Here is a 12,514-nt window from a genome sequence, read left to right on the forward strand (position 1 = left end):
ACCACGCCTGCTCCCGCCTGCGACGGGCTCCCTCTCCTTGCCGGGAGTGCGCTCTCTTGCCCTTGCTGTGGGGGCCCGAGGGGGCGCCGCCCCCTCAAATCCGCCGCAACGGCGAGCACCCCGAACCACGCTTCCCGGCGGTGCCGAACTCCCCGATTCCATCCGCCCACTGGCCGAAAGCCAGAAAACAGGCTCCCCGGGGCCGAGAGGGCGGCACGCCCCCTCACGGAAGGGCAAGAAAGGCCGCGGCCGCGTCATCGTGCGTCTTGGAGCGCCGCAGCACCGCCCGCCCCGCTCCCGCGTCGGCCTCCTCCAGCCCCCGTACCCGGTCGATCAACCCCTGGGGCCCCTCCGCACGCAGCACCTCGAAGCACGCCGACCAGTCGCCCGCATGGAACTTCTCCACCCAGCGGCCGGCGCCGTCGGTGAGGGCGGCCAGGGCGCGCACGCGTGCGCGGGGGTGCGCGCCCGCGACCGCGCGGGCGGCGACCCCGGGGTCGGCGGCGGCCGTGAAGAAGCCGCCCTCCTTGTTGCGCACCGTCGAGTCCGCGACCGCGTCCGACACCAGCGACCCGCGCGGCACCCGCGCCAGCCGCTCGTCGAGCACCGGCACCACCTTCCCGTCGTCCAGCGCGAGCAGCAGCGCCGAGTCGGACAGCACCAGGTGCTCCACGCGCTCCTCGTCCCACCGCGCGAGCACCACCGTCGCCTGCGGCGTCCTCGGGTGAGAAAGGTCACACGTTTGCCGATGGGCGTCGGCGGTACGTCCGATTGACTCGGAAAGCACCTCACGGAGCGTCAGGTCACGCCGCGAAACGGACAGTTCGCCCAGTGCGCCCCCCAGCCGGGCCGTGAACCAGGGGACGGAGTGCGAACAGCCGTCACCGTCGGCGGGAGGGGTCACGCCGTCCAGGAGTACGAGGGCGCCACCCTGTCCTGACGCGGGGAGCGCCACGGACACGAAGTCCTCGTTGTCGCGGTCGCGGCTACCCGGTTCGGTAGCGAGTTCGATGCGCATCCAGCCAGTCTGCACGAGTGCTCCATAGCTTCTCCACGCCGCACCTGCGGACCGTACGGAGGCAAGGAACACCAGCTCAGGGGCGTGCGCCGAGCCGTGGCGCGGGCTCGTGCGCGAGGCGGCGGGGCATCCTGCCAAAGCCGGTGTCGCACTGCAAGCGCCCGCGTTTCCAGGGGTGATGACCATGCCGGTGGAACTTGCCGGGGACTCTCGCGCGCGGTTCACTCCTTCGGGTGGTGGGTGAGGTGATGTGCGGTTACCGCCCACGTGCACTGGAATGGTCGGATGCCGAACCGGAAGGCACGTGTTGACGGGGCCTCACCCGGCCAGGAGCAGACGAGTACAGGAATGCGAGCACCGGTGCAGGAGAAGCGGCCTCGGCTGGGGGGCAGGCAGGCGGCGTCCTCGGGCGGGACGGGCGGCCCGGCCGGCGCCCGCAGGACCCGGCGGACGGCGGGCGGGGCGGGGCGTACCCCCGGCACCGGCGACACCGCCCGGGGCCACGGCCCCCGTACGTCAGGAACCGGAAGCGAGGAGAGCGCCGCCGACACCGAGGACCCCACCTCTTCGCACGCCCCCGACGACCCGGACACCCCGGGCCCGCGGGCGCCGTTCACCCCTGCCCCGGCCTCCCCCGCGGACCCCGGGACCGGGACCGGCGTGTCCGCCGCGGACCCCCTCGCGCCCCAGGCAGGCCCTTTCACCCCTCAAGCGGGCCCCCTCACCCCTCAGTCGGTTTCCGGCCACCGTGCCCCCGGCGCCCACAAGGCCCCCGGCACCCAGGCCCCGGGCGCTCCGGCCGCGTCCTCCGCCGCCACGGGCGCCACCGCCCCCGTACCGCCGACCGCCGAGGGTGGCCGGAATTCCACCCCCCGCTCCACCTCCGGCACCCCCGGCGCCGTACCCTCGGGTGCCTCGGGGGGCCAAGACGCCTCCCGGAACACCCTCCAGAGCACCGCCCCCGTACCCCCGGCAGCCCCAGGGACCTCAGACGTGCCCTCGCCAATCTCCGGGACCCCCACTCCCCAAGCCCCATCCGAAGGACCCCGCACGGCCCCCGCCGACGCGGCCCCCACCGCCACCGCGCCCGCGCCGGGCGCCGGGCCGCCCCCCGCGGGCCGCGGCCGGCGCACCCGTGTGCGCCGAAGGCTCGGCCTCGCGGTCGTCGTCGTGGCCGTGGCCGTCGGCGGCGCCGCCGCGCCCGGCCTGCTCGGCTCCGTCGAGCGGCTGCGCGACGCCCAGTCCCTCGTCTCCCTCGCGGAGCGCACCCAGCACGCGCTGACGCTGGCCCACGCGCTCGCCGACGAGCGCGACGAGGTCACCGCCTACATCGCCGCGGGACGCCCCCACGACAAGGAGGTCGGCCGGCAGCGCGGCGCCCGCGTCGACCGGGACGTCGCGGAACTGCGCACCGACGCGCCCCCCGCACTCCGCGGCGACCTCGACAAGGTGGCCGCGGTGCGCAGGAGCGCCCTCACCGGCAAGGAGAGCGCCCTCGACGCCCACGAGGCGTACAGCGCCGTGATCCTGCGCCTGCACGCGCTCGCCGAGGAACTCGCCGCCGACATGCCCACCGGCACGGACGACGGCGCCCAGTCCCTCGCCGACCTGGACACCGCGGTCGAACAGGCCGCCGCCACCCGGGGCCTGCTGCTCGCCGCGCTCGCCGTGCCCAAGGGCGCGGGCACCACCGTCTACGACCCCGCCACGGGAGCGCCCAGGACCTCCTACGACGAGTCGTCCGAGGACCGCGAGCAGCGCGACGCGCTCACCGCGGCGGCACAGCTCGCCCGGCTGCGGGAGAAGGCCGCCCACGCCCAGTTCGAGGACGGCGCCCCCGCCTCCTACACGGCCGCGTACGACTCCACCGTCAGCGGCCCCGACGCCAACGCCGCCGAGAAGGCCCTCGACGGGCTCACCGACAGCGCCACCCTGTCGTCGGACGAGAAGGGCACCGACCCGAAGAAGCTCGACGCGAAGCTCACCGCACGCGTCGAGCTGATGCGCGGCGCGGAAAGCTCCCTCAGCGACCGTCGCACCAGGGAACTCGCCGCCCTGCGCGACGACGACGTCACCGCCCTCGAAGTCAGGGCGGGGCTCGCCGCCGCCTGCCTGCTGCTCGCGGTCGCCGCCGCGCTCGGCGCGGTCCGTGGCCTCACCAGGCCGCTCGCCGTGCTGCGCCGCGGCACCGCCAGGCTCGCCGCCGCGGAGCCGGGCACCGGGGAGCCGATCCGCTTCACCGGCCGCGACGACGAGTTCGCCGACGTCGTACGGTCCGTCAACGCGCTCCACGAGCGCGCCGCCGCCCTGCGCGCCGCCCCCGCCGCGGCACCCCGGGCGCCCGCCGCCCCCGAGGGCGCGGCAGCGGCGGCCGCCGAGGAGCGGGCCGCGCTGCGCGCCGCCCTCGACGAGACCACCGCACGGCTCGGCAGGCTCACCGACAGCGTCGAGGGCACCTTCGTCGGGCTCGCGCTGCGCACCCTCGGCCTGGTCGAGCGCCAACTCGGCGTCATCGAGGGCCTGGAGGAGAGCGAGGAGGACCCGGACCGCCTCGCCACCCTCTTCCGCCTCGACCACCTCGCCACCGTGATGCGGCGCCACAGCGAGAACCTCCTGGTGCTCGCGGGCGCCGAGCACGGCCACCAGCACCACGGCCAGGTCCCGCTCGTCGACGTCGTACGGGCCGCGGTCAGCGAGATCGAGCGCTACGAGCGCGTCACCATCGCCTCGCTGCCGCCGCACGCCGACGTCGCCGGGTTCGCGGCCGACGACCTGAGCCATCTGCTCGCCGAACTCCTGGAGAACGCCACGGTGTTCTCCCCGCCCGAGGGCGCCGTCGAACTCTCCGGCTGGCTGCTGGAGAGCGGCGAGGTGATGCTGTCCGTCACCGACGAGGGCATCGGCATGGACGCCGGACGCCTCGACGCCGCCAACGCCAGGCTCGCCGACCCCGATCCCGCCGCACCCGCCCGCCCCACGGGCGACGGCGACGGGCTCGGACTCGGCTTCTACGTGGTGGCCAGGCTCGCCGGGCGGCACGGTGTACGGGTACGGCTGCGCGAGCAGAAGCAGGGCGGCATCGCCGCCGTCGCCGTACTGCCCCCGGCCCTTGTCACCCACGGCAGCGTCGACCCGCTCGACCGCCCGGCCGGGCCGGACGCACCACGGCGGCCGGACCAGCACCAGCGGCAGGGCTTCCAGGACCGGCCGGGCCTCCAGGCGCAGCAGCAGCCCGGGCTCACGCCCCGGGCGCGGTCCGACCGGGAGCGGGCACGGCCCGCGGCGCCCGCGCCCGCGCCGCACCCCGCCGTCGGCCCGGGACAGCACCCGCCCCTGGCCCAGGACCAGGCTCAGGACCCGGCCGCGGACACCCCCACCGCCGACCCCCTGATCGCCGCGGCCGAGCGCACCCTCGAATTCGCCGCGCCCGAGCCCGCGGCGCCCCCGACCGCCACCCCCCACCCCGCGCCCCCTGTTCCACGGGTCACCGCGCCCCCCGACCAGGGGCACCCACCGGAGGCCCACCCGGAACACGCCCCGGCGCCCCGGGCGCCGCAGCGCCCCGCACCGGTACGCGTCACGCGGCCGGGCCAGGGCGTTGTCGGGCAGGGCCCCATCAACCCGTACGCCATCGGGCCCGACGCCCACGAGCGCACCAGCGACCGGGCACCGGGAGCCGGCGGCGCGCCGCCGCCCGACGGCACGGGGCGGCACCGGCTCACCGAGAAGGGCCTGCCGAAGCGCAGGCCGAGGATCACCCCGCCCGCCCCGGCCCCCGCACCGCGTGCGCGGGGCGTCGACGCCGAGGCGCTGCGCAGCAGGCTCGGCGGCTTCCAGCGGGGGGCGCTGGAGGGCCGCAGGGACGCGGAGGCGGAGATCGCCTCGGGCCGCCCGCCGGGAGCGACGGGCGGCGCGGTGCGCGCCGCGGAGCCCGGGCCCAGGCCCGCGGCGGACCTCAACCGATCCGAGGGGGACTCAGCCGAGGAGGCATCCAGTTGACTGCCCGCAGCACCCATGGACTGAGCAGCCAGGCCCGCAATCTGCACTGGCTGCTGACGAACCTGGTGGAGGAGGTGCCGGGTCTGCTGTCGGTCGCGGTGGTGTCGTCCGACGGCGTGCTGCTGCTCTCCTCGGACTCGGCGGCCGCCCAGGCCCCGAAGGCGCCCGAGGCGCCCGCAGAGCCGGGGACGCAGGCGCGCGGCGGGGGCCGGGGCCCCAAGGGCACGGTGGGCGATCTCGCCACCATCGTGTCCGGGCTCGGCAGCCTCACCGTCGGTGCCGCCAAGCTGATGGACGGCGGCCGGGTCAGACAGACCATGGTTGCCATGGAAGAGGGCAGCCTCTTCGTCATGGCCATCAGTGACGGTTCCCTCCTCGGCGCGCACGCCACCCCCGACTGCGACATGAGCGTCGTCGCCTACCACATGGCGCTGTTCGTGGGCCGCGCGGGACACGTCCTCACCCCCGAGCTGCGGGGCGAGCTGCGCCGCTCGATGGACTCCGCCGCGGCGGGCGAGCGGGTGCCGGGCTCCCGCAGACCGCCCCAGAAGGAGCAGCTCGCCGGCCGCCCGGCGGGAGGGGCCAAGTGAACCACCTCCCCAGGCGGGGCGGCATGCCGTCGAGGGTGCGGCCCTACTCGCTCACGGGGGGCCGCACCCGGGGCGACCACACGCTGCTTGTGGAGACGTTCGTGGCCGCGATCGAGGCGCCGCAGGAGCGCCTCGCGCTCACCCAGGGCGACCCGAGGGCCCGGATGATGCCGGAGCTGCGGGCGATCGTGGAGTTGTGCCGACGGATGCGAACGGTCGCGGAGATCGCCGCGCTGCTGCGGATGCCCCTCGGGGTGGTCCGGGTGCTGCTGAGCGACCTCGCGGACCAGGGAAAGATCCGTGTGTACGGAACGGGTCACGGCGAAGGACAGCCGGACCGCGTGCTGCTGGAAAGGGTGTTGAGTGGACTTCGCCGTCTCTGATGTATCCAAACCCCCCACGAGAGGCGGCGACGCCGCCGGGGCGGCCGAACCCGCGGACCTCACGGGCGCTGCCCCGGGTCCAGAACCGGGCGCCCCCGCCGCGGGCCCCGCGCCGGGCGGCGCCGCGCCCCCGGACGGCGGGCCGCCCCCACAAGGCGAGGCGCCTGCGGACGCGCCGGGCACCGCCACGGCTGACAAGGTCGACGGGCCCGACGAATCCCGTGAGACCGACGCGGCCCGTGGGACCGGCGAGGCCCGCGGGACCGACGCGGCGGATGAGACCGGTGAGGCGCAGGAAGCCGATGAGGTCGGCGGGGTCCGCCAGGTCGACGGACCCGACGCGGCCGACGGGGCTTCGGGCCCGGCCCCCGGCAGCGGCGCGTTCAGCAGTTTCGAGGCGCTGCTCGCGGGCGACGAGCCCGAGGAGGACCTGCGGTCCTGGCAGAAGGACCGCACCAAAGCCCCCCTCGCCACGAAGATCGTCATCGCGGGCGGCTTCGGCGTCGGCAAGACGACCCTGGTGGGCACCGTCTCGGAGATACCGCCGCTCCAGACCGAGGCGCTGATGACCGAGGCGAGCGCGGCGACCGACGACATCTCGGCGACCCCCGACAAGGGCACGACCACGGTCGCCATGGACTACGGGCGCATCACCCTCGACGAGGACCTGGTGCTCTACCTCTTCGGCACGCCGGGGCAGGAGCGCTTCTGGTTCATGTGGGACGACCTGACGCGCGGCGCGATCGGCGCCGTCGTCCTGTGCGACACCCGCAGGATCTCGGACTGCTTCCCCGCGCTCGACTACTTCGAGAGCAGCGGCCTGCCGTACGTCGTCGCCGTCAACCACTTCGAGGGCAGCGAGCTGTTCGACCCCGAGGACGTGCGGGACGCCCTCACGGTGCCCGACGACATACCCGTACTGATCATGGACGCCAGGAAGCAGGGCCCCGTGGTGGACACCCTGCTCGCGCTCGTACGCCACGCACTCGAAGTGGCCCCCGACTAGCCACGGGCCCCGCCCGTACCACCGGGCCGCCCGCCATGCGGCGCCCCCCACCGGCACCGCGACACCCCCCCGAAGTCCCCCCCACAGCCACGAAGGACCCCCCGAAGCAGAACCCCCCGGCCGCGAGAACGCCCCCCCACATCCGCGCCCGCCCGGGAGCACCGCCCCGGCCGCCCGGCGCCCGATGCCCGTGCCCGGCGTCCGCCCCACCCCGCCACGCGCCCGAAGCCCACGCCCCCGGGCCGGTCGCCCCTGCCCGCCCGGCGCCCGATACGCTGACCGGCGATGAATACCGGGACGGCATCGCGCCACACACGGACAGGCGACCCGGTGCCCCACTGAGCGCCGCGCGGGCCACCGCACGCCCGCGGTCCGAACCGGGACCCGCCGCCGCGCGGGGCCCGCCCCGTCGTGTCGATTACAGGCCCACCACCTCGACACGACAGGAGAAACCCATGCCCCTCACAGACGTACGAATCCCCACCCAGGACGGCACGGCCGACGGCTTCGCCGCCCTCCCCGACGGCGGCGGACGGCACCCGGGGGTGCTGCTGTACGCGGACGCCTTCGGGGTGCGGCCGGTGCTGCGCGCCATGGCGGCGCGGCTGGCCGCACACGGCTACTACGTGCTCGTCCCGCACTTCTTCTACCGGCACGGCACCGCGCCCCTGGCCGAACTCCCCGAGCACATCGACCAGGACACGAGGCCCGCGGTCATCGGGAAGCTGATGCCGTTCGTCGACGCGCACACCGCCGACCGGGTCCTGCGCGACGCCGACGCCTACCTCGACTTCCTCACCGGCCGCCCCGAGGTGGCCGAGGGCCCTGTCGCCGCGGTCGGCTACTGCGTCGGCGCCGTCCTCGCGGTGCGGACCGCCGCCGCCCACCCGGGCAAGGTGGCCGCCGTCGCCGGATTCCACCCCGGCGGGCTGGTCACCGACGCGCCCGACAGCCCGCACCGGACGCTGCCCGGGCTCACCGCCGAGGTCCATCTTGGTCTCGCCGTGGGCGACATGAAGCCGGCGGCCGTCGAGGAGTGGCGCCGGGCGCTCGACGCCACCGGGGTCGACCACACCTGCGAGGTCTACCCCGGCACCCAGCACGGCTTCACCATGGCCGACACCTCGTCCTTCGACCAGGCCGCCTTCGAGCGCCACTGGGACCGCCTGCTGCCGCTCCTCGACCGCAACCTGAACAGGGGCTGAGGCAGGGCGGAACGGGGCCCGGCCCACCGGCGCCCGCCCGCCGGTCGGTCACCCGCCGCTCGGTCACCCGGTGGGGAGGTCCCCGTTCCGCAGCGCCTCGATGACGTCGGCGTACATGACCGCCCTGATGCCCGCCAGGTTCGGCCCCGCCTTGGCGCACTGGGCGGCGGCGCGCTCGACGGCCGCGTCGAGCACGGCGCCCTCGGCGGCGGTGGCGTCGACGATCCCGGCGGCGAGCGCGTCGGTGCCGCCCCAGCGGCGCCCCGTGACCATGGCCTCATGGGCGGTCGCGGGGGCCAGCCTCGACCTGATGAGACCCGCCATGCCCGGCGAGAACGGCATGCCGAGGTCCGCCTCAGGCAGACACCAGAAGCCGCGGTCCGCGCGCATCACCCGCACGTCGCAGGTGAGCGAGAGCATCGCGCCCGCCGCGAAGGTGTGGCCCTGGAGCGCGGCCACGGTGACCATCGGCAGGCCGAGTAGCCGGGCGAACAGCCGCTGCACCTCGGAGAGGTAGTCGCGGGTCCGGTCACCGTGCGCGAACAGCCAGTCGAGGTCGAGCCCGTTGGAGAAGAACTTCCCCCGCGCCGCCAGCACCAGCGCCCGGGGCCCCTCGGTCTTCTCCACCTCGTCGAGGAGGGAGCCCACGGAGCCGAGCCAGTCCGGGTGGAAGCGGTTCTCGCCGTCCCCGATGTCGAGCACGAGCACGGGGGAGGTCCCGGTGCCGTTCGGGACGTCCCGGCGTTCGAGTACGGGCATGGCCGCTCCCTGGGTGCGCGGAGGGACAGGGGAACGGGCGCGGACGCGCGAACGGCGGAGCCGGCCCGGTACACCCGCACCTACCGGTCGGTAACAAGTCCGATCGGCATATTACACACGCCCGCCACGCCTGTCTCCGCCCCCGCCCGCCCCCGGCGTCCCTGGGGAGGGGCCGACGCGCGCCCCGCGCCCCCGGCGCCTCACCCCGGCCGCACCACGCCCCGTACCGGATTCGCCCGCATCGGCGAGACGGTGACCACGGCGCCGGGGTGCGGGGCGTGCACGACCCTGCCGTCGCCCACGTACATCCCGACATGGGTGGCGCCGGGGAAGTAGATCACCAGGTCGCCCGGTCTGACCCGGTCCACCGGCACCTTCGGCAGCCGCGCCCACTGCTGCTGGCTGGTGCGCGGGATGGTGACGCCCGCGTGCGCCCAGGCCCGCGAGGTGAGCCCGGAGCAGTCGTAGGAGTCGGGCCCCGTGGCGCCCCACACGTACGGCTTCCCGAGCTGCCGCAGCGCGTAGGCGACCGCCGCGGCGCCCGCGCCCGCCGAGGGGGCACCGCCGTCCGCGGCGGCGGGCGCGCCCGCGGCGCCCGCGGCCCTGGTGTCCGTGGGGGAGCCGTCCTCAAGGCGGCGCAGCGCGGCGAGCTGGCCTTCGTCGAGCCCGGCGAGCCGCTTCTCCACCCCGGCGAGGCGCTTGCGCATCCGGTCGCGGTCCGTGCGCTGCCGCTTCGCCAGCTTCTCCTGCGCGGTGAGGGCGCGGTCCGCCTCGGCCGCGAGCCGCCCGGCGGTGCGCTCGCCGCCGGTCAGCCGCCGCACGGCCGCCGCCCGGTCGGCGGACAGCCGCTGGATGACATGGCCCTGGTCGGCGGCGCGCTGCGGATCGCGGGAGAGCAGCAGCCGCAGATACGGGGAGAGCCCGCTGCTGCTGCCCTGGTACTGCTCCCTGGCCAGCCGCCCCGCGGCCTGCCGCCCCCGGTGCGCGGCGGCCCGCGCCGCCTTGAGCCGCCGCTGCAACCGCTCGGACTCCGCGCGCCGGTCGCGCAGCTTCTCGGCCGTCGCGTTGTACGTCTCCGTGGCCTGTCCCGCCTGCCGGTACGCGCCGCGCAGCTCGGTCAGCAGCCCCGCGGCCGAGGCCGCGCGCGCGGGCCCGGGGCCCGGGGCCGCCGCGGCCTGCTGGGCGGGAACGGCCAGCGTTCCGGTCAGTACGGCGGCCGTCGCGAGGGCCGTACGGACGCGGGGCACGAGTGCGCGCGCCACGATGTCACCTCCACCGCGGTACGGCACGCCCGCACCGCAAGGTGAACCATCGCCCCGGTCCCCACCGCGCCCCCGCACCCTCCGCGCGCCGCGGGGGCGCGTCTCACCCGCGGGGGTGAGGGCACGCGGCGTTCGGCGCAACCCCGGTTGCGGTGCCGCCGCCGCGCCCCCGGCTCACCGCCCCCGCTCACTGCCCCCGGCTCACCTCCCGCTCACCGCCCCGGGCGGCCCGGCCTTGTCCACGGCCATTTGAGGCCGGTCGCCGCGGCGCCCTCGGGCTCGTACTCGTAGCGCCACCCGAGGTGCAGCCCGAGCCGTCGGCTGCGGGCGGCCTGGACCCGGCGGTAGACGAGCACCGTGGGCTCGCCGCCTTCCGGGTCAGGCACCGGGACGCGGTAGTACTTCGGCGGCTGCCCGGTCGGCCCGACCAGCACCGGCAGCACCCGGCCGTCGAGCGGCCCGCCGTGGAAGGGGGTGTCTTCGCTTCTCACCCGGCCAGTGTCCCGCGCCGCTCCTGGGCGGCGGCGCGGCGCCCCCCGCCGGGGCTCAGGCCAGCAGCCCTGACGAGCGCCACATCCGGCGGCCGACGCCCTGGAGCACGCCGATGTCGTCGAGGAAGTCCGTGAGGCGCCTGGCGCCCGACTGCATCACGTCCCTGCGGTGCGCGCTCGCCCGCACCTGGGCCAGCGCCTCCGCGCGGTCGAGGCCCACGTCCGTGTACACCTGGGGGTTGACGAAGGCCACGGAGAAGATCCGGGCGGCCTGGCCGCTGGTGACCCGGGTCAGATTCCGCTCCCAGCGGGGCGCGGTCACCATCTGGCGGCGCAACTCCTCGCGGGCGTAGCGCACATGGCGGGACTCCTCGATCACATGTATCCGCGTCACGCCCCGCACGAGCGGCTGCACCCGCTCGTCGGGGAACGTGAGGCGCTGCATCCAGTCGAGGATCTCCTCGCCGAGCAGGGTGCAGGCGAAGGAGCCCGGGGTGGTGGAGACCGCCTTCATGACCCGGCCCACGTTGTGGTGCAGCCGGGTGACCGGGTACGCGGGCGCGCCGCCGCGCCGTATCAGCCGCGCGAACATCATGGAGTGCCGGCACTCGTCCGCTATCTCCGTGAGTGCGTAGCGCACATGTGCGCTGGTCAGCGGCTTGTCATAGATGTGCCGTACGAGGAGCTGCATCAGGATGATCTCGAACCAGACCCCGAGCGAGGCCAGCGACGCCGCCTCGTGCCTGGCGAGGTCCATCCGCTGCTCCTGCGGCATCCGCCGCCACAGCGGGGTGTCGTAGAGCGAGACGAGTTCCGGCGGCCAGAACCACTTGTCGGGATCGAAGGGCGCGTTCCAGTCCAGCTCCGCGTCGGGGTCGAAGGAGTGCTTGGCGGAGGCTTCGAGCAGCCGCCGCGCGACCCCCTCGCGGTCCTTCAGCGGCCCGAGCGCGTCGCGCGGTGTTCCGTCCTCGGTCAGGGCCGTCACGTCGGTCCCCCTTCACCAGTCGCGGACAGCGGTGGTCCGGCATGTGTTACCGCCGGTCACACCCTTATGAGACTACGTGTCAGCAACGGCGTCAATGCCTGTGGACACAGGGGCGAACGTCAACCGTCCGCAGGCGCTTTCACCCGCATGCGTGGCCGTGCAGATTTTCGGCTGGGTAGGCTGGTGCGACCTGGCAGACTCCGTCGCATGGGAGCGCTGATGATGGCCACGGCCGAGGATCACAACGCGCGAGGGCCGTACACCTACCCGGTGCCGCCCGTGGACGGGTGGAAGGCGGAGGACCTCGACACCATCCCCGGGCTCCCGCCGCACACGGAATTGATCGACGGGGGTTTGTTCTACGTGAGCCCGCAGGCCGATTTCCATATGGCTGTCCTGCGCTGGTTGGAATCAGCGCTGTGGAACCAGGCGCCGGACGAGTTGTACGTCGCCAGGGAGATGACCGTCAGGCTCTCGCCCCGTGACCGTGTCGAGCCCGACCTCATGGCGGTGCTGCGCAGCGAGCGCACCAGTGTCCGCCAGACCTGGTACGAGCCCTCGGCGGTCCGGCTGGCGGTCGAGATCGTCTCCCCCGAGTCCGCGGTGCGCGATCGCGGCGTCAAGCCCCGCAAGTACGCGGAAGCGGGCATCCCGCACTTCTGGCGCGTCGAGGAGAACGAGGGACTGCCCGTCGTCTACGTACACGAACTCGATCCGGTGACCAAGACGTACGCGGTGAACGGGATCTTCCACGGCAAGCTCGCGGTGGATCTCCCCTTCCCGATCACGGTCGACCTCGCGGGAATGCGCTTCTGA

At 75.2% G+C, this 12,514-nt stretch carries 11 protein-coding genes; 6 read left to right on the top strand and 5 right to left on the bottom strand.

What is annotated here, in order from left to right:
* Window positions 1-223 precede the first annotated feature (223 nt).
* Window positions 224-1,018 carry a hypothetical protein gene (locus ACIBIW_RS14200; protein WP_399335861.1) on the bottom strand — a complete coding sequence of 265 codons (795 nt, stop codon included), beginning with the start codon at window positions 1,016-1,018 and terminating at the stop codon, window positions 224-226.
* A 1,137-nt stretch (window positions 1,019-2,155) separates the two neighbouring features.
* Between ACIBIW_RS14200 and ACIBIW_RS14205 the strand changes: the two genes are divergently transcribed.
* From ACIBIW_RS14205 to ACIBIW_RS14225, 5 genes are all read left to right on the top strand, one after another.
* Entirely contained in the window at window positions 2,156-5,017 is a 2,862-nt protein-coding gene (locus ACIBIW_RS14205; protein WP_399335619.1) for a nitrate- and nitrite sensing domain-containing protein, read from the top strand.
* A complete protein-coding gene (locus ACIBIW_RS14210; RefSeq protein ID WP_399335621.1) occupies window positions 5,014-5,607 on the top strand; it encodes a roadblock/LC7 domain-containing protein in 594 nt (197 codons plus the stop codon). Before ACIBIW_RS14205 ends, ACIBIW_RS14210 begins: the two co-directional genes overlap by 4 nt.
* 23 nt (window positions 5,608-5,630) lie before the next feature.
* Entirely contained in the window at window positions 5,631-5,990 is a 360-nt protein-coding gene (locus tag ACIBIW_RS14215; protein ID WP_399335863.1) for a DUF742 domain-containing protein, read from the top strand.
* A gap of 400 nt (window positions 5,991-6,390) precedes the next feature.
* Window positions 6,391-6,996: a GTP-binding protein gene (locus tag ACIBIW_RS14220; RefSeq protein ID WP_399335865.1), complete on the top strand. Its 606-nt coding sequence runs from the start codon at window positions 6,391-6,393 to the stop codon at window positions 6,994-6,996.
* Window positions 6,997-7,451: 455 nt separating this feature from the next.
* On the top strand, window positions 7,452-8,201 hold the full coding sequence (locus ACIBIW_RS14225; protein ID WP_399335623.1) for a dienelactone hydrolase family protein: 750 nt from the start codon (window positions 7,452-7,454) through the stop codon (window positions 8,199-8,201).
* A 63-nt stretch (window positions 8,202-8,264) separates the two neighbouring features.
* Here the strand turns inward: ACIBIW_RS14225 and ACIBIW_RS14230 are convergent, their stop codons facing one another.
* From ACIBIW_RS14230 to ACIBIW_RS14245, 4 genes are all read right to left on the bottom strand, one after another.
* Window positions 8,265-8,960 carry an enoyl-CoA hydratase-related protein gene (locus tag ACIBIW_RS14230; protein WP_399335625.1) on the bottom strand — a complete coding sequence of 232 codons (696 nt, stop codon included), beginning with the start codon at window positions 8,958-8,960 and terminating at the stop codon, window positions 8,265-8,267.
* Window positions 8,961-9,160: 200 nt separating this feature from the next.
* Window positions 9,161-10,222, bottom strand: a complete 1,062-nt coding sequence (locus ACIBIW_RS14235) for an NlpC/P60 family protein (RefSeq protein WP_399335627.1) — start codon at window positions 10,220-10,222, stop codon at window positions 9,161-9,163.
* A 212-nt stretch (window positions 10,223-10,434) separates the two neighbouring features.
* On the bottom strand, window positions 10,435-10,713 hold the full coding sequence (locus tag ACIBIW_RS14240) for a hypothetical protein (protein ID WP_399335629.1): 279 nt from the start codon (window positions 10,711-10,713) through the stop codon (window positions 10,435-10,437).
* Window positions 10,714-10,768: 55 nt separating this feature from the next.
* The gene (locus ACIBIW_RS14245) at window positions 10,769-11,698 is read right to left on the bottom strand and encodes a diiron oxygenase (protein ID WP_399335632.1); all 930 of its coding nucleotides are present in this window, start codon (window positions 11,696-11,698) and stop codon (window positions 10,769-10,771) included.
* Window positions 11,699-11,905: 207 nt separating this feature from the next.
* Here ACIBIW_RS14245 and ACIBIW_RS14250 point away from each other — a divergent pair, with 207 nt between their 5' ends.
* Entirely contained in the window at window positions 11,906-12,514 is a 609-nt protein-coding gene (locus tag ACIBIW_RS14250; protein ID WP_399335634.1) for a Uma2 family endonuclease, read from the top strand.

Source organism: Streptomyces sp. NPDC050560 (genome assembly GCF_044457285.1).
Lineage (GTDB): Bacteria > Actinomycetota > Actinomycetes > Streptomycetales > Streptomycetaceae > Streptomyces.

What these genes read in the sequence shown, in the direction of transcription:
- ACIBIW_RS14200 (WP_399335861.1), bottom strand. Translation starts at nt 1,018, where the DNA reads ATGCGCATCGAACTCGCTACCGAACCGGGTAGCCGCGACCGCGACAAC.
- ACIBIW_RS14215 (WP_399335863.1), top strand. Translation starts at nt 5,631, where the DNA reads ATGCCGTCGAGGGTGCGGCCCTACTCGCTCACGGGGGGCCGCACCCGG.
- ACIBIW_RS14225 (WP_399335623.1), top strand. Translation starts at nt 7,452, where the DNA reads ATGCCCCTCACAGACGTACGAATCCCCACCCAGGACGGCACGGCCGAC.
- ACIBIW_RS14230 (WP_399335625.1), bottom strand. Translation starts at nt 8,960, where the DNA reads ATGCCCGTACTCGAACGCCGGGACGTCCCGAACGGCACCGGGACCTCC.
- ACIBIW_RS14250 (WP_399335634.1), top strand. Translation starts at nt 11,906, where the DNA reads ATGGGAGCGCTGATGATGGCCACGGCCGAGGATCACAACGCGCGAGGG.